General features: G+C 67.6%; 21 protein-coding genes and 3 pseudogenes. 10 read left to right on the top strand and 14 right to left on the bottom strand.

All coding sequences use genetic code 11. From position 1 onward, the window contains the following. The first annotated feature begins 77 nt into the window (after positions 1-77). On the top strand, positions 78-1,430 hold the full coding sequence (locus B842_RS09910; protein WP_040086439.1) for a YeeE/YedE thiosulfate transporter family protein: 1,353 nt from the start codon (positions 78-80) through the stop codon (positions 1,428-1,430). Here B842_RS09910 and B842_RS09905 read toward each other — a convergent pair. Further along, the gene (locus B842_RS09905) at positions 1,417-2,160 is read right to left on the bottom strand and encodes an aldose epimerase family protein (RefSeq protein ID WP_040086436.1); all 744 of its coding nucleotides are present in this window, start codon (positions 2,158-2,160) and stop codon (positions 1,417-1,419) included. The genes B842_RS09910 and B842_RS09905 overlap by 14 nt on opposite strands. Positions 2,161-2,179: 19 nt before the next feature. Between B842_RS09905 and B842_RS09900 the strand changes: the two genes are divergently transcribed. The 3 genes from B842_RS09900 (at position 2,180) to B842_RS13715 (ending at position 4,713) form a co-directional block, all read left to right on the top strand. Further along, entirely contained in the window at positions 2,180-3,400 is a 1,221-nt protein-coding gene (locus B842_RS09900; RefSeq protein WP_040086434.1) for an alpha/beta fold hydrolase, read from the top strand. A gap of 110 nt (positions 3,401-3,510) precedes the next feature. Further along, on the top strand, positions 3,511-4,503 hold the full coding sequence (locus B842_RS09895; RefSeq protein ID WP_052437878.1) for a bile acid:sodium symporter family protein: 993 nt from the start codon (positions 3,511-3,513) through the stop codon (positions 4,501-4,503). A 66-nt stretch (positions 4,504-4,569) separates the two neighbouring features. After that, complete coding sequence (locus B842_RS13715) at positions 4,570-4,713, top strand: hypothetical protein (protein ID WP_156119499.1); 144 nt, start codon at positions 4,570-4,572, stop codon at positions 4,711-4,713. A 51-nt stretch (positions 4,714-4,764) separates the two neighbouring features. Here B842_RS13715 and B842_RS09890 read toward each other — a convergent pair. Continuing rightward, positions 4,765-5,391, bottom strand: a pseudogene (locus B842_RS09890) (NAD(P)/FAD-dependent oxidoreductase); the annotation flags it as partial. Between the two features lie 126 nt (positions 5,392-5,517). Between B842_RS09890 and B842_RS09885 the strand changes: the two are divergent. From B842_RS09885 to B842_RS09870, 3 genes and pseudogenes are all read left to right on the top strand, one after another. After that, positions 5,518-6,303, top strand: a pseudogene (locus B842_RS09885) (IS256 family transposase); the annotation flags it as partial. A 70-nt stretch (positions 6,304-6,373) separates the two neighbouring features. Beyond that, a protein-coding gene (locus B842_RS09875; protein WP_156119467.1) for an IS3 family transposase occupies positions 6,374-7,602 on the top strand; the annotation gives its coding sequence in 2 pieces (ribosomal slippage) (positions 6,374-6,701 and positions 6,701-7,602; 1,230 coding nt in all). A gap of 54 nt (positions 7,603-7,656) precedes the next feature. Beyond that, positions 7,657-8,121, top strand: a pseudogene (locus B842_RS09870) (transposase); the annotation flags it as partial. Here B842_RS09870 and B842_RS09865 read toward each other — a convergent pair. The 7 genes from B842_RS09865 to B842_RS09835 all read right to left on the bottom strand — a co-directional run bounded on the left by B842_RS09865 (position 8,106) and on the right by B842_RS09835 (position 14,465). Further along, positions 8,106-8,600 carry a hypothetical protein gene (locus B842_RS09865; RefSeq protein WP_040086433.1) on the bottom strand — a complete coding sequence of 165 codons (495 nt, stop codon included), beginning with the start codon at positions 8,598-8,600 and terminating at the stop codon, positions 8,106-8,108. The pseudogene B842_RS09870 and the gene B842_RS09865 overlap by 16 nt on opposite strands. A gap of 130 nt (positions 8,601-8,730) precedes the next feature. Then, positions 8,731-9,105, bottom strand: a complete 375-nt coding sequence (gene rbsD / locus B842_RS09860; protein WP_040086431.1) for a D-ribose pyranase — start codon at positions 9,103-9,105, stop codon at positions 8,731-8,733. Next, the gene (locus B842_RS09855) at positions 9,098-10,018 is read right to left on the bottom strand and encodes a ribokinase (protein ID WP_040086429.1); all 921 of its coding nucleotides are present in this window, start codon (positions 10,016-10,018) and stop codon (positions 9,098-9,100) included. The genes rbsD and B842_RS09855 overlap by 8 nt, the downstream gene beginning before the upstream one ends. Next, complete coding sequence (locus B842_RS09850; protein WP_040086427.1) at positions 10,015-10,938, bottom strand: D-ribose ABC transporter substrate-binding protein; 924 nt, start codon at positions 10,936-10,938, stop codon at positions 10,015-10,017. The genes B842_RS09855 and B842_RS09850 overlap by 4 nt, the downstream gene beginning before the upstream one ends. 29 nt (positions 10,939-10,967) lie before the next feature. Further along, positions 10,968-11,936: an ABC transporter permease gene (locus tag B842_RS09845; RefSeq protein WP_040086425.1), complete on the bottom strand. Its 969-nt coding sequence runs from the start codon at positions 11,934-11,936 to the stop codon at positions 10,968-10,970. Continuing rightward, positions 11,933-13,471 (bottom strand): sugar ABC transporter ATP-binding protein, encoded by a 1,539-nt coding sequence (locus B842_RS09840; protein WP_040086423.1) that lies wholly within the window; start codon positions 13,469-13,471, stop codon positions 11,933-11,935. Before B842_RS09840 ends, B842_RS09845 begins: the two co-directional genes overlap by 4 nt. Before the next feature lie 4 nt (positions 13,472-13,475). After that, the gene (locus B842_RS09835; RefSeq protein WP_040086421.1) at positions 13,476-14,465 is read right to left on the bottom strand and encodes a LacI family DNA-binding transcriptional regulator; all 990 of its coding nucleotides are present in this window, start codon (positions 14,463-14,465) and stop codon (positions 13,476-13,478) included. A 153-nt stretch (positions 14,466-14,618) separates the two neighbouring features. Here B842_RS09835 and B842_RS09830 point away from each other — a divergent pair, with 153 nt between their 5' ends. The 3 genes from B842_RS09830 to thpR are packed head-to-tail and all read left to right on the top strand — an operon-like array spanning position 14,619 to position 16,502. Further along, on the top strand, positions 14,619-15,482 hold the full coding sequence (locus B842_RS09830) for an ADP-ribosylglycohydrolase family protein (protein ID WP_040086419.1): 864 nt from the start codon (positions 14,619-14,621) through the stop codon (positions 15,480-15,482). Between the two features lie 4 nt (positions 15,483-15,486). Beyond that, positions 15,487-15,960 carry a hypothetical protein gene (locus B842_RS13255; protein ID WP_052437877.1) on the top strand — a complete coding sequence of 158 codons (474 nt, stop codon included), beginning with the start codon at positions 15,487-15,489 and terminating at the stop codon, positions 15,958-15,960. Between the two features lie 8 nt (positions 15,961-15,968). Next, a complete protein-coding gene (thpR, locus tag B842_RS09820) occupies positions 15,969-16,502 on the top strand; it encodes an RNA 2',3'-cyclic phosphodiesterase (protein WP_040086417.1) in 534 nt (177 codons plus the stop codon). Here the strand turns inward: thpR and B842_RS09815 are convergent. The 5 genes from B842_RS09815 to B842_RS09795 form a co-directional block, all read right to left on the bottom strand. Beyond that, positions 16,499-17,797, bottom strand: a complete 1,299-nt coding sequence (locus tag B842_RS09815; protein WP_156119497.1) for an HNH endonuclease signature motif containing protein — start codon at positions 17,795-17,797, stop codon at positions 16,499-16,501. The genes thpR and B842_RS09815 overlap by 4 nt on opposite strands. Before the next feature lie 71 nt (positions 17,798-17,868). Further along, positions 17,869-19,290, bottom strand: a complete 1,422-nt coding sequence (locus B842_RS09810; protein ID WP_040086416.1) for an ATP-binding cassette domain-containing protein — start codon at positions 19,288-19,290, stop codon at positions 17,869-17,871. Beyond that, positions 19,287-20,102, bottom strand: a complete 816-nt coding sequence (locus B842_RS09805; protein ID WP_040086414.1) for an ABC transporter permease — start codon at positions 20,100-20,102, stop codon at positions 19,287-19,289. Before B842_RS09805 ends, B842_RS09810 begins: the two co-directional genes overlap by 4 nt. Further along, the gene (locus B842_RS09800; RefSeq protein WP_040086412.1) at positions 20,099-21,025 is read right to left on the bottom strand and encodes an ABC transporter permease; all 927 of its coding nucleotides are present in this window, start codon (positions 21,023-21,025) and stop codon (positions 20,099-20,101) included. The genes B842_RS09805 and B842_RS09800 overlap by 4 nt, the downstream gene beginning before the upstream one ends. After that, complete coding sequence (locus B842_RS09795; RefSeq protein WP_040086410.1) at positions 21,022-22,509, bottom strand: ABC transporter substrate-binding protein; 1,488 nt, start codon at positions 22,507-22,509, stop codon at positions 21,022-21,024. Before B842_RS09795 ends, B842_RS09800 begins: the two co-directional genes overlap by 4 nt. Positions 22,510-22,529: the final 20 nt, after the last annotated feature.

Below are 22,529 nucleotides of genomic sequence, written 5' to 3'. Positions count from 1 at the left end.
CTGCAAAACTAGACAGAATGGTTTGCGGTGATGTACCTTTCGGTCCAGTAAGTAAAAATCACATGAAAGGCGGATCCATGATCCTCACCGGTCTGGCCGTGGGCGCAGTCCTCGGCGTCGTCATGCAACGCGGACGGTTCTGTGTCACGGGCATGCTCCGCGACATCTTCCTGCAGAGGTCCTGGCGCACCATCGTGGCGCTGTTCATCGTCATCTCCGTGCACGCACTCGGCGTCGCCGCGCTCACCAGCGCCGGAGTCATCGCCCCGAAGGAGAACGCCTTCGCCCCGCTCGCCGTCACCGTCGGCGGCTTCGTCTTCGGCCTGGGCATCATCCTGGCCGGCGGCTGCGCATCCGGAACGTGGTTCCGGTCCGCGGAGGGACTCATCGGCTCCTGGATCGCGCTCGTCTTCTACGCCCTGTCCGCCTCCGCCATGCAGACCGGTGCGCTCAACTGGCTCAACGTCGGCATGAAGTCCGTCGACTCCGGCCTGACCACCCTGCCCGCCACCTTCGGCGTCTCCGCCTGGTTCTTCGCCGTCCCCCTGGCCGTCGGCACCGCCCTGGCCGCCCGCCACTACCTGGCCACCGAGAAGAAGGCCGCGCGTCTCGACGTCCCCCTGTGGAAGCGCCCCCTGCACCTCTACACCGCAGGTGCCCTCGTCGGACTCATCGGCGTCATCGCCTGGCCGCTGTCCGCCGCCGCCGGCCGCAACTCCGGTCTGGGAATCACCGGTCCGACCGGCAACGTCGCCAACTTCATCGTCACCGGCGACGTCGAGCGTGTCGACTGGGGGGTCATGCTCGTCCTCGGCCTGTTCATCGGCGCCTTCGCCGCCGCCAAGGCCACCGGCGAGTTCCGCCTGCGCGTCCCCGACGCCACCACCGCCACCCGCGCCGTCATCGGCGGCAGCATGATGGGTGTCGGCGCCGCCCTGGCCGGTGGCTGCACCGTCGGCAACGGCATGGTCCAGACCGCCCTCTTCAGCTACCAGGGCTGGGTCGCCCTGCTGTTCATCGCCCTCGGCGTCGGCGCCGGCGCGAAGATCTGGCTCAAGCCGGCCGCTGCTCCGGCCCCGGCCCCCACCTCCGCCGAGGACGCCGTCCTCGACACCACCCCGCTGACCCCGGCCTTCCAGGTCGCCACCGGCGCCGTCGCCCTCAAGACCGCCCCGCGCGTGACCAAGGCCCAGCCGATCGCCGAGGGCCGTTACGCCCTCGACCAGATGGGTGCCGTGTGCCCCTTCCCGCTCATCGAGACCAGGGACGTGCTCAACTCCCTGGAGACCGGCGAGGAACTGGTCATCGACTTCGACTGCACCCAGGGCACCGAGACCATCCCGCAGTGGGCCGCCGAGAACGGCCACGACGTCACCGACTTCCACGCCACCGGCGACGCCTCCTGGCAGATCACCATCAGGAAGGGCTGACGGTCACCGTCATCGCCAGGGTGAGATCCTCACCTGCCGGCAGTGTCACACCCCGCAGGTCCGCACCGAGGACCGCGGGCTCGACGCACACGAAACGACTCCACTCCCCGGGGCCGACATCCTTCATGTCGGCCTCTCCGGGATTCCAGACCACGACCGAGTCCGCGCCCTCGGAGGCCACGGTGATGACGCGCTCGCCGTCGTCGATACGCACCTCCCGGGAGGCGTGGAAGATGCGGTCGAAGGGGGCGTCGATACGCACCTCACCGGCCTGGGTGGACTCCGCGCCGGTGAGGCGGTCGGTGACCGTGACGCCGTCGAGGCCGTGCAGGCGCACCGTGCGCACGTCGGCGACCAGGAAATAGGGGTGGAAGCCCATCTGCACGACTCGGTCCTCCCCGGAGTCGTTGCTCATGGTCAGGGTGATGCGCAGGCCGTCGGCCAGCTCATGGCCGCTGAGCGTGAGCCCCAGTCCCTCCTCGGAGAGCGTCGCCGTGAAACTCCGCGAATCCGTGGTCACCCGCCAGTCGGAGGTGCGGGCCCAGCCGTGACGCGGGGCGTCGGGAAGCAGGTCCGCGAACGCCGGCGCGATGACGGGAATGCCGCCGCGGATCGGGAAACCACTCGTGGAGGAGAGGTAGAACAACTCCCCGAGATCGGTGTCGGTGCTGGTCACATGGGCGCCGGCGGGGCAGATGCGCATCCGGCCGACGGTCAACAGGTCGTCCATACCCTCTAAGGTAGGCGCAATGTACAGTGCCGTCACCGTCCGCGACCACACTCTCACCGTCCCCTGGTACGAGGGGGAGACCATCGAGGTGTTCTGCCGCGAGATCTCCCGCGATGACACCCTGCCGCCGTTGCTCTTCCTCCAGGGCGGCCCCGGCTACCCCGCCCGCCCCTCGTTCGACGGCTGGCTTTCCGAGGCGCTCACCGATCACCGCGTCTTCCTCCTCGATCAGCGCGGCACCGGCCGTTCCACACGCATCGACCGCCACGGCGACCCCACGCTTCTCGACGCCACCCACCTCGCCCATCTCCGGGCCAGCGACATCGTCGCCGACGCCGAGGCCTTCCGCGGGCACCTGGGCATCGAGCGCTGGGACGTCCTCGGCCAGTCCTTCGGCGGTTTCTGCACCACCACCTACCTCTCGCAGCACCCCGACGCGATCCGTTACGCCTACCTCACCGGAGGACTCCCCGGCTTCGGTCCCGCCGAGGAGGTCTACCACGCGACCTACAGCAAGCTCGCCGCCCGCCACGAACAGTTCTACAGGTCGGTGCCCTGGGCGGAGGCGCGAATCCGCGAGATCTGCCACCACCTCGACAACTCCGACGAACGTCTGCCCACCGGTGAGCGACTGAGCTCCCGCCGCTTCCGCACCATCGGCATTGAGCTGGGGCGCGGGGCGGGATTCGAGAACCTCGCGATGCTTCTCGACGCCCCTTTCCACCACGTCCGCGGCGAGAAGCGCCTCCGTGGCGACACCCTGGCCGACCTCAGTGGGCGCCTGTCCTTCGAGTCGGCCCCACTCTACGCCGCCATCCACGAGACCATCTACCCGGGCGTGCCCGCGTGGGCGGCGCACCGCGTCCGCGAGGAGGTCGAGGGCTTCGGGGAGGACCTCGACCCCGTCCGCGCCGAACGTTTCCACCTCACCGGTGAACACATCTACCCCTGGCTCTTCGAGGAGGACCCTGCCCTCCGCGACTTCCGCGGGGCAGCCGAGGACCTGGCGGCACGCGACTGGGAGCCACAGTACGACGCGGCCGCACTCGGGGAAGCGACGGCCGTGTGCGCAGCCGCCGTCTACCGAGACGACATCTTCGTCCCCCGCGAACTCTCTCTGGAGACCGCCGCCCACTTCCGCGACCTGCGCGTCTGGGAGACCGCCGATCACCAGCATGACGGGCTGCGGGCCGACGGTGCCCGCATCCTGCGTCACCTCATGAAAATGGTGCGTTCATAAGCGCTTTATGGTGTTACCAGCGCACACCCGCCGCGACATTTCTTCTGGCACCGGCAGCCCACCCCTGACGGCCGATGACGGGAGACCTCACCATCTCCACTGGAGGATTCATGTCTGCCGTGTTCCGCTCCCGCGAGGACCGCTCCGCCGCCATCGCCGTGACGGCCTTCCCCCTGTTCATCCTCGTCGGCACCGCCATCGCCTACCTCTTCCCGGCGCCGTTCCAGCCGTGGTCGCAGTACATCACGTACTTCCTCATGATCATCATGTTCGGCATGGGCCTGACCCTGACTATCCCGGACTTCCGGGAGATCGCCCGCCGACCGTGGGCCATCCTCCTCGGCGTGGTGGCGCAGTTCGTCATCATGCCCGTCGCCGCCGTCACTGTGGCCCGCATGCTGGGCCTCAATGAGGCGCTGGCCGTCGGTCTGCTCATGCTCGGCTCCGTGCCGGGCGGTACCTCATCCAACGTCATCACCTTCCTGGCCAAGGGCGACGTCGCCCTGTCCGTGGCGATGACCTCAGTGTCGACCCTGCTGTCGCCGATCGTCACCCCGATGCTCATGCTCGCCCTGGCGAACCAGCGCACCGACGTCGACGGCTGGGGCATGGCGATGACGCTGGTCCAGACCGTGCTGCTCCCCGTTATCGGTGGCCTCGTCCTGCGCTACTTCCTGGACAAGTGGATCGGCCTCATCGCCCCTGTTCTGCCGTGGATCTCCATCCTCGGCATCGGCGGCGTCGTCTTCCCGACCGTGGCCAACAACACCGAGCGCCTCGCCGCCGTCGGCATGATCGTCTTCTTCGCCGTGCTCCTGCACAATGTCTTCGGCTACCTGCTGGGCTATGTCACCGGCAAGCTCTTCCGCCTGCCGGAGTCCAACAACCGCACCATGGCGGTTGAGGTGGGTACCCAGTCCGCCGGACTCGCCTCCGGTATGTCCGCCAAGTTCTTCAGCCCCGAGGCCGCCCTCCCGGGTGCCGTCGCCGCCGTCCTCCACAACATCACAGGCGCGGTCTACGCCGCGGCCGCCCGCCGTTTCCCGCTCCCGGAGGAACAGAATCGCACCAGGGTTGTTGAAGAGAAGGTGTCCGTCTCGTAGACGACACCCCGGTGGGCTACAGTGAGTCCACTGGTATCGCGTCGACCGAGAAGGTGCGGTGAAATCATGCAGGACAACCGTGAGCATGTGACCCTGTCCATGACAGAGGTCACCGAATTCGATCGACTGGCCACCGAGCTCGGAGTCTTCGAGGTCTCCGAGGAGCGCGTCCTCGACCCCGGGATCCTCACCCAGGTGTACGGGGGGTAAGGGCGCAGGGAAGAGACCGGGTGCGGTGTGCACCCGGTCTCGTGTCGTTTCTTAGCTGGTGTGATGGACCGGAGCGAGGTTATAGACGGGTGTGTCCATTCCCTCATAGCGGGCCTTCAGCTGGAGTGCCAAATAGCGGGAGTAGTGTCGCGACTGGTGAAGGTTTCCTCCGTGGAACCACAGTCCCTTAACCTGGGTCGGCTTCCACATGTTGCGCAGTTCTCCCTCCCATGGACCAGGGTCCTTTGTAGTGTCGGAACCGAGGCCCCAGCAACGTCCCACTTCGTCGGCGACATCCTGGCTGATGAGCTGGGCGGCCCAGCCGTTCATGGAGCCATATCCGGTGGCCAGGACGATGACGTCGGCTGGAAGCTCTGTGCCGTCGGTGAGTACCACCGACGTTTCGGTGACATGGTCGATGCTCACTCCTGAACGCACCGGGATCTTCCCCTCTGCTACGAGGTCAGAGGCACCGACATCGATGTAGTACCCAGAACCGCGGCGCAGATACTTGAGAAAGAGGCCGGAGTTGTCATCGCCGAAGTCGAGCGTGAAACCGGCTTCCTCCAATCTGTCGTAGAACTCGCGATCGTCCTCCCGGATCTTGTCGAAGACTGGACGCTGGACATCGGGTAGGAGTCTGTAAGGCCACGATGCGAAGAGCAGGTCAGCGGTGTCTACGTGGTGACGTCCGTTAGCGTGGTGTATCTGTAACTGCCGGTGAGGACCCCATGGAAGATGTGGGCGACCACCGCAGTACCTTTCGAATCAACTCCTACATCTCCTCGAAAGGGACAACCCACGATGGCCGCTGGCCCCCATCATATCGACCCGACCACCTACCTCGACGACCTACTGTCTCAAGCCTCCCCGGACCTGATGAGACAGATGCTGCAGAATTTCATCAACCAGATCCTGTCCACCCAGGCCGACCAGATCTGCGGCGCCGATTACGCCACCACATCCGAGTCCCGCACCAACGTCCGCAACGGCTACCGCCACCGAGACCTCGACACCAGAGTCGGCACCATCGACGTCGCCGTGCCGAAACTACGCACCGGTTCCTTCTTCCCGGACTGGCTGCTGGAACGACGCACCCGGGCCGAACGGGCCCTGACCACCGTGATCGCCACCTGCTACCTCAAAGGCGTGTCGACCCGCAGGATGAACGACCTGGTCGCCAGCTTGGGGATCAACAATCTCTCGAAATCACAGGTCTCAGAGATGGCCAAAGATCTTGATCAGATGGTGGAGGATTTCCGGACCCGCCCGTTGGATTCTGGCCCGTATCTGTATGTTTCCTGCGACGCGTTGACCATGAAGGTCCGTGAAGGCGGGCGGGTGGTCAAGACCTCCGTCCTGCTGGCCACCGGCGTCAATGCCGAAGGCTATCGGGAACTACTCGGTATGCAGGTCGCCACCTCGGAGTCGGTGGCCTCCTGGACCGGTTTCTTCCGCGATCTCAAGGCCCGGGGCCTGGACCAGGTGTACCTGGTCACCAGCGACGCGCACCTGGGGATCCAGCACGCCATCGGCGAGGTGCTGCCCAACGCCTCCTGGCAGCGGTGCCGCACGCACTTCGCTAAGAACGGACCTGACCCCTTGATGGTGGACACGCTGAAACCAGCATTTCGCTGGGGAAGTGAGGTACCTTTCCACCATGCCACGCAAGACCTACACCGAGCAGTTCAAGCGTGACGCAGTGGCGTTGTACGAGTCGACTCCCGGAGCAACGATCAACGCGATCGCCTCCGATCTCGGAGTCAACCGCAACTCCCTGCGCACCTGGCTCGACTCCTTCGGCACCGGCACCAAAACCAACGCCAACGGCGAGAAAGTCGCCAGCCCCGTCGCCGCGGCCAACAGCGCACGCACCCCGGCTGAAGGACTCTCCGATACCGAGCGCATCCGCGTGTTGGAACGCGAAAACGCCAAGCTCCGGGAGGAACGAGAGATCCTGCGCAAGGCGGCTAAATATTTCGCGGAAGAGACGAATTGGTGAACCGCTTCCGATTTGTTGACGACCACCGAGACTTCTACGAGGTCAAGCGGTTATGTGAGGTTCTGAAGATCAACCGGTCCTCGTACTACGCCTGGAAATCGGCTGCCCCTGCCCGCCAGCAACGCCTCGTCGCCGACGCGGTGCTGGGAGCGCAGATCAAGACCACCTTCAACGCCGAGAACGGCTGCTACGGGGCGAAACGTGTGACTGCGACTATCAACTCCAGCGACGGCAACTCCGCCGGCGGCGTTGTTGTGCAGCGGGTCAATCACAAGCGCACGGCCCGGCTGATGCGGCAGATGGGTCTGTTCGGCTACACGAAAAAACGCCGCGTGAAGACCACCGTGTCTGCGAAACGGGTTCCGAAGTTCCCGGACCTGTTGAAACGTCGGTTCACCGCAGCCAAGCCGAACACGGTCTACGTCGGCGATATCACGTACCTGCCGATCGCGGACGGGTCGAATATGTACCTGGCCACCGTTATTGATTGCTATTCGCGGCAGTTGACCGGTTTCGCGATCGCCGACCACATGCGCACCGAGTTGGTCGAAGAAGCCCTCACGATGGCCCACGGGGCCCGAGGTAGTCTTGACGGGGCGATTTTCCACTCGGATCACGGCAGTGTTTATACCTCTGAGCAGTACCGGAGGTTGTGTGAGCAGTTCGGCGTCACCCAGTCGATGGGAGCGATCGGGACGAGTGCGGATAACTCGTTGGCGGAGTCGTTCAACGCGTCACTGAAGCGGGAAGTCCTTCAGGATGAGCCTGTTTTTCCAAGTCAGCTGGTGTGCCGCCGGGATGTGTTTCGGTGGTGCACCCGGTACAACACGAAACGTTTGCACTCATGGTGCGGCTACCGCTCGCCGAATGCCTTTGAAGCCGCCTGATTAGCTACACTGACTATCGCATCTTGATGAAATCCCCGTGTCCACTTTCCGGGGTTCGGGCCCAACCTCTCCGGGCTGGTGCCCAAGACGCAGTGGCCGACGTTGTCGGCGATGTTTCAGACGATCTTCCAGCAACCCGATGCCCAGGCTGTGTGGGATCAGGCACGGGAGGTGGTGGGCTTCTGTGAGCAGAAGTTCCCGCATGTCGCGGACTACCTCGAGGAGTCCCTCGACGAGCTGCTGGCTTTCACCCACGCCCCGAAGGCGGTGTGGACGAAGGTGTGGTCGAACAACCCGACCGAAAGGCTCAACCGGGAGATCCGCCGGCGCACCGACGTCGTCGGGATCTTCCCCAACCGCGAGGCCGTGGTCCGCCTCGTGGGTGCCGTGTTGGCGGAGCAGCACGATGATTGGATCCAGCAGAAGCGCTACATGTCGCTGACGAGCCTGGAGCAGACGAAGGCGATGATGGCTGCCCACCTCATCGATGCCGGCGAAGCCACTCAGGAGGTCGCATGAGCCAGTCTCACCATCGGGCTCGTGCCGGTCCCTGACACCGTCATGCTGCTTGTTTTATCGAAAGGCAGATACACCACTCCCGCGGACTTGACCCTACGTCCTCTTGGCTCGGGGTAGGAGATCAGCTCCTGCGCAGAGGTGAGGACAGTCCACGCGCGACCATTTCGGAGCCGGACAATGCCCTTGCAATGGAAGTCGAGTGAGTCGAAGGTGAAGGAAATACGGGTGACACCGTCCCCTTCGTCGGCCGGCTCATCACTGAGTTCAATGTTGCGTAGCTGACTGCGGGGGTGGGTTGCTTCCACCATGGCCACAATCTCGTTGATTCCTTCCGCTGTAGTGATGTTCCAGCTGATGGAGGTGAGATCTCGCCAGAACGACTCCGGCTCGAAGAGGTCTCTCAGTGCCTCGGCCGAGGGACCAGCCGTTGCTTCCTCGAATCGGGTGAGCCACTCAGTGGCCTGAGTTGTCAAGGTCATACGTACTCCCTAAGTGAGAAATTGTGTTGCAGCTCACCCTATAGGGGAAAGTGTGACTTGTGTCGAGGAATCGGTAGAGGGGTGCAACGCCATCGTGCTGGTTATGGTGTTGCACCCCTCCCGGTGATTCCTAGAACGGCACCCCGCTGCGGAGGATGACGTTCGCGTAGGGGGTGGTCTCCCCGGTGCGGACGACGAAGGAGACGTCCGCGAGCAACGCCTTGAGTTCCTCGTGGCTGACCTCGGTGACGGGGACCGCGGGAAGCAGGTCACGTACCTCGGTGGGGGTCTCCGCGGCGATGGTGACGCCCTCGATGACGACCTCGTCCAGCAGTGCATCCAGCACCTCGGCGAAGCGGGGGACACCGAAGACGAGGGACAGGTCGACCACGGGGATGCCCGCGGGGATGGGTAGACCGCAGTCGGCGACGACGAACGTGTCCGTGTGCCCCAGGCGGTTGATCCGCGCGGCGAGCTGCGGGTTGAGGATTCCTGACCTACGCATCGTCCACCTCCGGCAGGGTGGCGTCCGGGCCCGGGTACGAGGTCTGCGCCCCGTGGCCCGTGACCGCGAAGGCCCCCACCCGGGCGGCGTGCCCGGCCGCGGCGATGAGGTCATCGCCCGCGACGAGCCGCGCCACCAGGGCACCCGCGAAGGCGTCGCCGGCGCCGACGGTGTCCACCGGGGTGACGCGTGGTGTCGGGACCGGGGTGAGGCCGTCGCCGGTCGCCACCATGGCGCCGGCGGCGCCGAGGGTGAGGACGACGGAGGGGAAGCCGGCGTCGAGAAGCGCGCGGGCGAGATCCTCCGGGACGTCGGAGGTGATGCCGACGCCGAGCTGCTCGAGGATGAGCCCGGCCTCGTGCTCGTTGGCCATGAGTGGATCGGCACGGAGGAGGGCGGCGGGATCGACCTCGATGACGGGCGCCAGGTTGACCACGACGCGGCCGGTGGACAGACGGACGGCCGCGGCGAAACCGTCGGCGGGGATCTCACCCTGGAGGAGCACGATCCCCGCACCGGCGATGAGGTCGGCGCGTTCCTCCACGAAGTCGGCGTCGACGTGCGCGTTGGCGCCCGGGACGACGACGATGGTGTTCTCGCCCTTCTCGTCGACGGTGATGACCGCCAGGCCCGTCGGCCCCTCAACGGTGGCCACCGCCGACATGTCCACGCCGGAGCCGCGCAGGATCTCCGTGGCCGGGGCCGCGTAGGGGTCCCCGCCGACCGCCCCGACCATGGCCACCGACGCGCCCTGCAGGGCGGCGGCGACGGCCTGGTTCGCACCCTTGCCGCCGGCGGACACCGCGCTTCCGGACCCGAGGAGGGTCTCCCCGGGCTGCGGGTGGCGGGCCACACGGACGGTCAGGTCGGCGTTGACGGAGCCGACGACGACGACGACGTCAGGGGCGGTCACTCGAAGTCACCGACGTTCTCACGCGTGACGGTGACCACCTCGACCGGAACCTCCTTGTCGGGCGTCTGGTCGTCGAGGATCTTCTTCGCCTGCTCGACGGCCTGGGCCCCGAGCTCATCCGGCTGCTGCGCGATGGTGGCGACCATGCGGCCCGCCTTGACCGCGGCGAGTCCGTCCGCCGTGCCGTCGAAGCCCACGACCTTCACGGCGTCACCGGCGCGGGCACCGAGAGCCTCCAGGGCGCCGAGCGCCATCTCGTCGTTCTCGGCGAAGATGGCCTTGACGTTGGGGTGCGCCTGGAGGAGGTTGCTGGCGACGTCGAGACCCTTGGTGCGGTCGAAGCCGGCGGTCTGTGTGGCGACGACCCGGATGTTCGGGTACGCCGAGATGCCCTCGGTGAAGCCCCGGCCGCGGTCACGGGAGGCGGAGGAGCCGGCGATGCCCTGGAGGACGATCACCTCGCCCTCCTCGCCGATGGCCTCGGCGAGGGCCTCGGCGGCCTGCCTGCCGCCGGCGACGTTGTCGGAGGCGATGAACGAGGCGACCTCGCCGCCGTTGGAGGAACGGTCGACGGCGATGACCGGGATGTCGGCGTTGTTGAGCGCCTCGACGGCCGGGACCACGGCGTCCGAGTCCGTCGGGTTGACGATGACGACCTGCGCCCCCGCGCTGGCCGCGTTGTTGAGCTGGTTGATCTGGGTGGAGGCGTCGTCGGAGGCGTCCTGGATGTTGAGGGTGATGCCGAGCTCGTCGGCCTTGGCCTGGGCGCCGTCGCGGAGCTGGACGAAGAACGGGTTGGTCTGGGTCGACAGGGAGAGGGTCACGGAGCCGTCGCCGGCGGAGTCGCGGTTGCAGGCCGCCAGTCCCAGAGCGAGGGAGACGGAGGCGACGATGGCGAGGGACTTACGGGTGAGGGACATGTTCCTTCTTCTTTCCTGGGTGGGTGGGTCTAGGTCGTGGTCTTCTTGCGCAGGACGTCGAAGCCGACCGCGAGTGCGATGACGAGGCCGATGACGATCTGCTGCCAGAAGGAGGAGACGTTGAGGAGGTTGAGGCCGTTGCGGATCACGGCGAGGAGAATGGCGCCGATGAGGGTGCCGGTCGCCTTGCCGGTGCCGCCGGCGAGGGAGGCACCGCCGATGACGACGGCGGCGATGGCGTCGAGCTCGTACCCGACACCGGCCTGGGGCTGCGCGGAGGAGAGGCGTCCGGCCATCACGAGACCGGCCAGGCCGGCGAACAGGCCGGACAGGGCGTACACGGTGACCAGGATCTTCTTCACCGGCAGGCCCGAGAGGCGGGCGGCCTCGACGTTGCCGCCGATGGCGTACATCGAGCGGCCCAGGACCGTGCGGGAGAGGATGAACCAGCAGACGAAGCCGGCGATGACCATCATGACGATCGGGATCGGGACGCCGGCCACGGTGCGGCCCAGCCAGTTGACGGTCGGGGCGGTGGACATGGGCGAACCCTGGGAGATGACGAGGGTCGCGCCACGGGCGATCGACATCATCGCGAGGGTGGCGATGAAGGCGGGCAGCTTGCCGTAGGCCGTGGCGATGCCGCTGATGGCGCCGGCCAGCAGGCCGGTGAGCAGACCGGCGAGGAGGGTGAGCCAGCCGGGGAGGCCGGCCTCGACCCAGAACCAGGCGGACACCATCGCGCCGAGGGCGGCGACGGCACCCACCGACAGGTCGATGCCCGCGGTGACGATGACGAAGGTCATGCCGAAGGCGAGGATAGCCACGGTCGCGGCCTGGATGCCGATGTTGAGGAAGTTGTTGACGGTGAGGAAGTGCGGGGTGGCGATGAACAGCGCGATGCACAGGGCGACGAGACCCACCAGGGCACCGTTGTTCATCACCCAGTTGAGCACCTTCTGCCCCGTGGAGATGCGGGGGGCGGTGGCGGTGGTCATGGGGTCTCCTTCGTGTGGTCGAGTTGGTCGAGTGCATCGGAGGTGAGGGCGTCGTCGATCTGCGAGACCGCCAGCGCCATCACCTCATCCTGGGTGGCGGTGTTGGGCAGCTCTCCGGCGAGGCGGCCACCCGACATGACGAGGACGCGGTCGGACATGCCCAGGACCTCGGGAAGTTCGCTCGAGACCATGAGCACTGCGCCGCCGGAGGCGGTGAGTTCGTTGATGATGTTGTAGATCTCGACCTTGGCGCCGACGTCGACGCCGCGGGTCGGTTCGTCGAGAAGCAGGACGCGGGAGCCGGCGAGGACCCAGCGGCCGAAGACGGCCTTCTGCTGGTTGCCGCCGGAGAGGTTGCGGATCTCCTGGTTGAGGCCGGCCATGCGGATGCGGAGCTTCTCGGCCACCTCACCGGCGCGGCGCCGCTGCCCACCGCGGTCGGCCAGGCCGAACCGTGAGGTGGAGCGGAGGGTGGCGAGGCCGAGATTCTCCTCGACGCTGGCCCCGAGGACGAGGCCCTGGGCCTTCCGGTCCTCGGGGACGTGGCCGACGCCGCGGCGGATGGCCTCCGCGATGTCGTGCTGACGCAGGTCCCGGCCCTCGATGCGGACGGTGCCGGAGTCAACCGGATCGGCGCCGGCGATGGCGCGGACGACCTCGGTGCGGCCGGCGCCGACGAGTCCGGCGACGCCGACGACCTCTCCGGCGCGGACCTGGAACGAGACATCCTCGAAGCGGCCTGCGGCGGTGAGCGAGTCGACGTCGAGAAGCACGTCACCGATCTCGGGGACGACGCGGGGGAACTGGTCGTCGATGTCACGGCCGACCATGTGGCGGACGAGTTCCTCCTCGGGGGTGTCGGCGGGGACCTCCGCGACGAACTCGCCGTCGCGGAGGATCGAGACGGTGTCCGCGATGCGGGCGATCTCGTCGAGGTGGTGGGAGATGAAGACCATGCCCACGCCCTTGGCCTTGAGGTCGTCGACCACGCTGAACAGCTGGTCGATCTCGTGGCCGGTGAGGGCGGCGGTGGGCTCGTCGAGGATGAGGATGCGGGCGTCCATGGACAGCGCCTTGGCGATCTCCACCAGCTGCTGCCGGGCGATGCCGAGTTCGCCGACCGGGGTGTCCAGGTCGACGTTGACGCCGATGATGTCGAGTGCGGCCTGCGCGCGGCGGCGCAGCTCCGGGTAGTTGACCAGCCCGAACCTCTCGGGCGTGCGGCCGAGCATGACGTTCTCGGCGACGGACATGGTGGGGACCAGGTTGAGCTCCTGGTGGATGGTGGCGATGCCGAGGGCCTCGGCTGCCTTCGTGGTGGGGAGGGTGGTCGGCTGGCCGTCGACGATGATCGTGCCGGAGTCGGGCTGGTAGACGCCCGACATCATCTTGATCAGGGTGGACTTGCCGGCGCCGTTCTCCCCGAGCAGGGCCGTGACCTTGCCCGGATACACCGAGATGCTGACGTTGTCGATGACGTTGACGGGGCCGAAGGACTTGGAGACCTTCTCCAGGGTCAGTAGTGCGTCAGTCACGGAGTCACCTCCTTCGGGTGAAATCACTGGATGGGCGGATGATGAGTGTGGTGGGGATGGTGATCGGTTCTGGTGGGGAGTGTCCTGACATGAGGTCGAGGAGCAGGTGCAGTGCGCGTCTGCCCATCTCCGCGACGTCCTGGTCGATGACCGAGACCGGGGCGGCCTGCAGACGCATGGTCGCGTTGTCGTCGAAGCCGATGAGGGCCAGATCGCGGCCGAGGGCGATCCTCTGCGCGTGGCAGGCCTCGAGCGCGCCGATGGACATCATGGTGTCGCCGGCGATGATGGCCTCGACACCCCGGTCGAGGAGCTCGAGGGTGCCAGCGAAGCCGATGGAGTGGTCGAACCCTCCGTGGTGGATGGACCGTTCCCGGACGCCCCGGCTGTCGCACGCCTCCTCGAAGGCGGCGAGTCGGCGCACGCCCGTGGACGTGGTCACGGGGCCGGACAGGTAGCCGATGCGGCGGTGACCGTTGTCGAGGAGGTGGTCCACGGCGGCGGTGATGCCCGGTGCCGGGTCGGTAGCGACGGTCGGCAGCCCCGCGGTGGGGAGCTCGCGGTCGACGAGCACGGTCGGCATCGGGACCCGGGTGAACGCCTGCTCGGTGCCGTTGTAGGGGACGGCGATGAGGCCGTCGACCTGCTGGGAGGTGAGGACCTCGAGGGAGGTGGACAGGCGCGCCGGGTCCTCGGAGGTGGAGGAGATGATGGTCGACAGTCCGTGACGGTCGGCCTCCTGCTGGATGGCGTGGGCCATCCCGGCGAAGAAGGGGTTGACCAGGCTGGGGACGGTGAGTCCGATGATGTTGGTGCGGGAGCTGCGTAGGGCCCGGGCCTGGGCGTTGGGGCGGTAGTTGAGTTGCTCGGCGCAGGCGCGGACACGCTCGCGGGTGCCGGGGGAGATGGCCGGATTGCCCGCGAGGGCCCGGGAGGCGGTGGAGACCGACACTCCGGCGGCGGCCGCGACATCCCGCAGAGTGGTGCGTGCCATCGCCCCTCCTTTCCTGTGAATACCCTTTCAAGCTCGATGCAATCGTTTGCATGGTCCGTTGCTGTCAGCCTAGGTTCATGGCGGCGTCCCCGTCAAGTGGTCCAGGTCACAGGTTGATTTCGGCTGTGCTGGATCACACGTAGACTGGCCTGCATGACCCTTCGTGATCGCGCCCTCGGCGCCTGGTACGGACAGCTCATCGGTGACAGCCTCGGCGCGCTCGTGGAGTTCCTCGAGCCGTCGCAGATCGCGCGGCGGTACCCCGACGGGGTCCGTGAACTCGCGGACGGTGGTCCCCACAACATCGCCGCCGGCCAGCCGACCGACGACTCCGAGATGGCCCTGGCGTTGGCGCGCTCACTGGTCCGCAACGACGGGTACGACCGCGCGGACGTCCTCGACTCCTACCGACGCTGGCTCGACTCCCACCCCTTCGACCGTGGTTCCACCATCAGCAACGCCCTGCGTGGCCACTTCAGCGAATCATCCGAGGCCAACGGGGCGCTCATGCGCATATCCCCGGTCGCCATCGCCTATCACGCCGACTCGCGGCAGGCCGCAGCCTTCGCGCGTACCGACGCCGCCCTCACCCACCCCAACTCCTACTGCCTCGACGTCAACGCCCTGTGGGTCGGCGCCCTGGCGCGGGTCATCCACGACGGATCCGCGCCCGTCTTCGACCGCCCCGAGCTCTACGACCCCGCCCCCGGCGACGTGTTCAGCCAGCAGGGCTGGGTCCGGCACGCGATCACCCTCACCGTCCATGAGGTGGCGCAGGGCGACAGTTTCGAGGAGTCCCTGGTCCGCACCATCGGCCGCGGCGGCGACACCGACACCAATGGCGCCATCGTCGGTGCCTTCCTCGGTGGCGTCCACGGTGCCTCGGGGATCCCGCAGCGCTGGCGCGACGCCGTCGACAACTGCCGCCCGAACCACAACCGCCCAGCCGAGTACCACCCGAATGATGCGGAGGAGCTCGTCGACAAGCTCCTCGCCGTGAACGCCGGTAGCGTGTGACGACATGCTCATCCCTGAATGGCTCGCCGCCGAGATCGCCGCAGGGCGCACCGACCTCCAGCAGCTTCTCGAGTCCACCCCCTTCGACCGCGCCGCCGTCCGCACCGTCGCCGGATCCGGTGACTTCCAGATCGTCGACGGCCACGTCCGCTTCGCCTCCGTCCCCAGCCCCGGCACCTGGTTCCCGCAGCGCGAACCCACCCTGCTCACCTCCTGGTCGATGCCACTGGAGGTCACCGAGGAACTGCTTGCCGACGCCCCCGTCCCCGTCCCCCTCGCCGTCGGCTCCCTCGTCCAGGTGTACCGCCACGGCCACCGCTCCTTCTCGTCCCGGCTCGGCCCCCAGGGGCTCGTCATGGACGACGCCGAGATCCGACTCGGCTCCATCGCCCGCTTCCTCCGCGACCTCGGCGTCGGAGTGGGTGACACCGTCCACCTCCACTTCAACACCAACGGGAGATTCGACGTCTCCCTCTGAACAGCCCCATGAAAAGACTCTTCTCGACACTGCTCCTCCCGGAGGAGGCACGCGAACACCTCGTGCACGCCCTGCGCCCCATCCGGGAGAACAACCCCCGCGACCTGCGGTGGACCGACCCCGACAACTGGCACATCACGCTGAGCTTCTACGGGCTCATGCCCAACGACCACACCGACCTGCTGCAGCACCTGGCGCAGGCCGCTGCCTCCTCCGGGCCCCTGGACCTCCACCTGCACGGTGCCGGCTCCTTCGGTCACCGCTCCCTGTGGATCGGCGTCGGTGGTGACACCGCCCGGTTGAAGGCACTGATGGCCGACGCCGTCTACAACCCGGAGGAACCCCCGCCGCCGCAGAAACCGCACGTGACCATCGCCCGGACGCAGGAACGCTGGCTGGTCGGGGATCTGGTCCATGCCCTGCTGGTCTACGACGGTCCGCGTTTCGTGTGCGATGAGCTGGCCCTCGTGGAGTCGCATCTCGGCCAGGGTCGCTCGGGTGGCCCCAGGTACGAGGTCCTGGAGCGGGTCCGACTGGGTTAGAAGGGAGGCGGGTCGTCCTCGGTCGGAGGGGGAGTGGACAACCCGGCCCGTTTCTCCAGGTTGCGTCTGTCCTGGGATTCCTTGCGGACCCGTTCCCTCCGGTTGTGCATCCTCTGCCCGACGGTCTGCAGCCAGCGACGTTCCTTGAGCGACAGGGGGCCGCGCGGTTCGGAGATCACATACGTCCCGTCCTCGTAGAGGAGGTACTTCTCCCGTGTGTGCGGGTCGATGATGTAGGTCATGCGCCCGTCGGTCTTCACGTTGTGGTGTGTCGGGCAGAAGGCCGCCATGTTCGCGGCGGTCGTGGGGCCGCCGTCCGCATGGTTGACGCGGTGCTCCATCTGGGTGCGGTGGCCCGGGCAGGAGCAGTCGGCCTCCGAACATCCCCCGTCGAAGCCGATGATCACCGCCTTGATGTCCTCCGGGGTGGCGTAGCCCTTGACCATCTTGTCCTTGAGTTCATCCATGTCGCGGATCCGCGTGGCCTTCGCGGCCAGTTCATCGGTGAACGTGGGGTTGATGTAGCCGACGTCGGACATCCAGCCGGGGGCGTCCTCGACGTCGTGGGCGCGGTAGATGTTGAGGGTCACGGAGGTGTTGCCTTCACCGCGCATGAGATCGTTGTACGCGTCGACGAGGCTCATGTTGTTCGCGGCGGCGTGCTTCCGCACGCGTATGTCGATCTCGAGGCCGGTGGCGGCATCGGTCTCGACGGTGATGTAGGCGCGGTCGCCCTCGAAGCCGACCTCGAAGTGGTCCCGCGGGTCCGGCAGGGGATCGTCCTTCTCGGAGACCGAGGTGTCGAGGGTCTGGATGATCGCGTTGAGCTTCTTGCGGATCTCACCGGGGGTGGGCAGGTTCTGGTTGGCGCGGGTGGGGGTGAGGAAGTCGGTGAGTTCCTCGTCGATGACGGCCATGTGCGCGGTGACCGAGGCGTCGATCTTGTTCAGGACGCCGTCGATGGCCTTCAGCCGGTGGAGGTCGAGGTGGACGAGGCGTCGCTGGAGGAGCTTGAGCCTCGGCAGCTCCTCCAGGCGTTGGTGGGCGAAGATCGCGGAGGTGATGTAGCCGTCACCGTGCCCGGTGGACCTGCGCAGGCGGGCGAGGGTGAGCCGGAGATCCGCGTCGGCGGAAGGCAGTTCGTTCTGCCACATCCGGAAGTCCTCCCGGCGGGCCCGCGCGCCGCGGACGGCCGCGGGATCGTGCGGGTTGGACACCGAGTAGTAGACCGGCGGGGAGAAGTGCAGGTACAGGCCTGCCTCGACCTCGGTCATCTCGATCAGTCCGGTACTCACCGCCACCCCCCTTTCGCCCCTGTGTTCGATCTCCACCATAGAGCACCTGAGCGACACGCGCAAGGGGTCACTCAGATCCGGGGTATCGCCGCCAGCAGGGAACGGGTGTACTCGTCCTGCGGATCAGCCCACACCGCCTCGGTGGGACCGTGCTCCACGATCCTGCCCCGGTACATCACAGCCACGGTCGAGCACACCTCCCGGACCACGGACAGGTCATGGGAGATGAACACGAGGGTGAGGCCGTACTCGTCCACGAGCCTGTCGAGGAGCTCGAGCACCTGGGCCCGGACGGAGACGTCGAGGGCGGAGACGGGTTCGTCGGCGAGCAGGATCTCCGGCCGGCCGGCGACGGCGCGTGCAATGGAGATGCGCTGGCGCTGACCACCCGAGAACTGGTGCGGGTAACGCTCGGCGGCGTCCGGCGGCAGGCCGACCTCCGCGAGGACCTCCAGCACACGGGCGTGGTCGCCACCTCCCTCCGCCACGGAACGACCGACCCGGAGACGGGGATTGAGGGAGCTCTGCGGATCCTGGAAGACAACCTGCACGCCGGCGTCGACACGCACGGTGCCGCTGGTGGGGGAGTCGAGGCCGGCGAGCTGGCGGAGCAGCGTCGTCTTGCCGGAACCGGAACCACCGACGATGCCGAGGCGTTCACCGCGGTGGACGACGAGGGAGACGTCGTCAAGTGCCTTCGTCGCGCCGTACTCGCGGGTGACGTTGGAGAGGGTGAGCACCGGCGGCCCCACCTCCCGGACCTCGGCGGGCGCACCCGGCAGGGAGGCGGCGATAAGACGCTGCGTGTACGGGTGCTCCGGCGCGCGGAGCACCTGCTCGGTGGTGCCCTCCTCCACCACCGAACCCCCGGACATCACCAGCACGCGGCGGCACATCCGGTTGATCACGCCGAGGTCGTGCGTGATGAACAGCAGCGACACACCCGTCTCGTCGACGAGCCGGTCGAGCAGGTCGAGGATCTGGTCCTGCACGGTGACGTCGAGGGCGGTCGTCGGCTCGTCGCAGATGAGCAGGTCCGGCTCCTGTGCCAGCGCCATCGCGATGAGCACACGCTGCCGCTGCCCACCGGACAGCTCATGCGGGTAGGCGTTCATGCGCGCCGGGTCGAGTGCGACCTGTTCGAAGAGGTCGGCGACGTCACTGCGGTGCGCCGCCTCCTGCACCTGCTTTCCGACGGTCATCAGCGGGTCCAGCGCCGTCATCGGCTCCTGGAACACCATCGACATCACCCTGCCGCGCAGCGGCCGGATCCGGCGGTCGGGCAGCCCGATGAGCTCCTGCCCGTCGAGGACGACGGACCCGCTGGCGGACAGACCCCGCGGCAGCAGACCCATGATCGACAGCGCGGTGAGCGACTTGCCGGACCCGGACTCGCCGATGAGGCCGACGCGTTCGCCGCGGCCGACGGTGAAGGTGATGTCGTCGAGAAGCCCGTCCCCGACGCGGAGACCGGTCACGGAGAGAATGGTCATCGTCGCCTCCGGGAGGGGTCGAGGACGTCCCGCAGGCCGTCGCCGAGCAGGTTGAAGCCGAGGACGGTCAGCGCGATGGCCAGGCCCGGCCACAGGGCCAGCTGCGGGGCGGAACCGAGGGAGGCCTGCGCGGACTGCAGCATGCGCCCCCACGACGGGTCCGGCGGGGAGGTGCCCAGGCCGAGGAAGCTCAGGGCCGCCTCCGCGAGGATCGCCAGGGCGAAGGCCACCGAGGACTGCACGATGATGACGCCCGCGATGTTCGGCAGCACGTGCCGCTGCGCGATGATCACCTCCGGCACCCGCGAGACACGGGCGGAGGCGATGTAGTCCTGCGTCATCACCTGCAGGGTGCCGGCCCGGGCCACGCGCGCGAAGCCGGGGATGCCGGCGATGCCGATCGCGATCATGGCCGTCAACGTCGAGGCACCGAACGCCGCCCCCGCGACGATGGCGAGCAGCAGCGCCGGGAACGCCAGCATGAGGTCCATGCCGCGCATGATCAGCGTCTCCGCCCACCCGCGGCGCATGCCCGCGAGGATACCGAGGGGCACGCCGAGGAGCGCGGAGATGCCCACCGCGACGAGCCCCACGAAGAGCGTGATCTGCGCACCCGCCATGATCCGGGAGAACACGTCCCGGCCGTAGCGGTCCGTGCCCATGAGATGCTCCGCCGAGGAACCGAGGAGCCGGTCGGCGGGGACGGCGTGGACGGGATCGTAGGGGGTCCACACGAGGGAGACCAACGCGAGCAGGACCGTGACGCCGACGATGAACGCCCCGATCCAGCCGGACAGCGGCAGCCTGTTCATGCGCTCCTCCTGAGGCGGGGGTCGATGAGCCGGTAGGTGACGTCGACGACGAGGTTGACCGTGAGCGTGAACACGACCAGCAGCATGACGATCGTCTGCACCGCCGTCAGGTCACGCCGCGCGACGGAGTCGAGCAGCATCGACCCGAGCCCCGGGATGAGGAACACACGCTCGATGACCACGGCCCCGACGATGAGACTCGTCAGCTGCAGACCCGCCACCGTGAGCACCGGCAGGGACGCGTTGCGCAGACCGTGTCTCCACAGGGCCTCCCTTACCGACGCCCCCGTGCTCCGCGCCGTCCGTATGTACTCCCGGTCCAGCACGTCCAGCACCGCGGAACGCACGTAGCGGGTGAGGATCGCCGCCTGCACCAGCGTCAGCGCGATGACCGGCAGGATGATGCGCTGCAGGAAACCCGGGAAGTCGGTGCCCGGCGGGATCCAGCCGTTGGCCGGCACCCAGCCCAGGTGCACCGCGAAGACGGTGACCAGCAGGATACCGGTGAGGAACGACGGGACCGCGATGCCGACCTGGGCGAGGGCGGAGATGACGCGGTCGTCGCGACGCGCCGCCCACATGCCCAGCGGCAGGGCGATCACCAGGGACAGTGCCATGGCGAGCCCGCAGAGGATGAGGGACACCTGCGCGCGGTCCACGATGAGCGGGGTGATGTCCTGCCGCGAGGCCAGCGAGATGCCGAAGTTGCCGGTCATCAGCCCCCGGACCCAGTCGACGTACTGGATGAGGAGCGGCCGGTCGGTGCCCAGTTGCCGCGACAGGGCCGCGACGGCCTCGTCGGTGGCGGTGACCCCGAGGGCCACGCGCGCCGGGTCGCCGGGGATGAGACGCAGCAGCAGGAAGATCACCACCGACGCCAGCAGCAGGGACAGGATGAATCTGAGCAGAACGCGGGCTATCACTGCTTCTCCATTCCGGCCAGGGCCAGGGCGTCGGTGACCACGGTCGGAGTGACCCCGGTGACGCCGGGCGAGGTGACGACGATGTTGGGCAGGTTGAACACGGTGAGGGCCCCGGCGTCCGACATGATCGTCGCGACGGCCTCCTCCATGTGGTCCACCTGCTCCTCGACGGTGACGGCGGTGTCCGCGGCCAGCAGGTCAGCACGCACCGACTCGTTGTCGTAGCCGAGGTAGTAGTCCGGGTTGCCGAACAACGCCGGAATGTCCCGGGCCTCGACGTGGGCGATGATCGACATGTCGTAGTTCTTCGACGTCATCACCTCCGCGAGCCACACCGCCGGGAACTCGACGGTCTCCAGCGTGACCTCGAAACCCACGTCCCGCAGCTGCGAGTAGAGCAGCTCCGAGATGTTCTGCGCGTAGGGCAGCGACGGCAGGGAGATGGTGATGGCGGGGGTGCGGCCGTCGAGAAGCTCTCGGGCGCGGTCGGGGTCGTAGGGGGCGAAGTCCTCGCCGGTGAACCACGGGTCGGTCGGCGGGACGGGCGCGGCACCCGTGTCGGTGGCCAGCCCCTCCCACACGACCTGATTCACGGCCTCGCGGTCGACGGCGTGGAGGACCGCGCGGCGCACGTCCGGGTCGTCGAAGGGGGCCCGCCGGTTGTTCATCGAGATGAGCACCTCACCGTTGGTGGTGCCGACCTCGACGTTGTACTCCTCCGGCAGCGTGTCGAGCAGCTCGGGGGCCTGCATCGCCCACACCAGGTCGATGTCGTCGGAACGCAGGGCGTTGACCGCGGAGGTGGCGTCCGCGAAGTAGCGGATCGCGGCGTTCTCCTTCGCCGGCTCGCCCCAGTAGTCCGGGTTGCGGGTGAAGGAGATGGACTCACCCACGGCGAAACGCCCCAGCAGGTAGGGGCCGGTGCCGACCGGGGTGGTCGCCAGGCGGTCGACGCCCGTCGGAGTCATCATCGCGCCGGTCAGCGTGCCCATCGACCACAACCAGTGGTGGGAGGGGCGCGACAGCGTGACCCGCAGGGTGTGCTCGTCGAGGACCTCCACCCCGGAGACCACGTCCATCTGCGCCTTGAGCCCGTTCGTCCAGGACTCCCGGACGTACTCGATGGAGAACTTCGCGGACTCGGCGTTGAAGGGGGAGCCGTCGGAGAAGGTCACGCCCTCCCGCAGGTGGAAGGTGTAGACGGTGGCCTCCTCCGTCACGTCCCAGGACGTGGCGAGGTGGGGGACGACGTCCCCGGCGGCGTCGATACGCACGAGCCCCTCGTAGACGTTGGACATGAGCGCCTGCGGGATGGCGGCGCCACCGGTGGTGGTGAAGTCGAGGGAGGCGGGCACCCCCGTCGTGCCGAGCACCAGGGTCCCCTGCCCGGCGACGCGACCGACCTGCGTGGCCGTGGATCCGGCGGAGCAGGCTGTCAGGAGGAGGACCGCACCCAGGGCGGTCAGCAACCGGCTGGCGTTCATGATTCCGACGATACCCGCCG

Source organism: Corynebacterium humireducens NBRC 106098 = DSM 45392 (genome assembly GCF_000819445.1).
Lineage (GTDB): Bacteria > Actinomycetota > Actinomycetes > Mycobacteriales > Mycobacteriaceae > Corynebacterium > Corynebacterium humireducens.
This window is presented reverse-complemented; position numbering and strand designations above follow the sequence as displayed.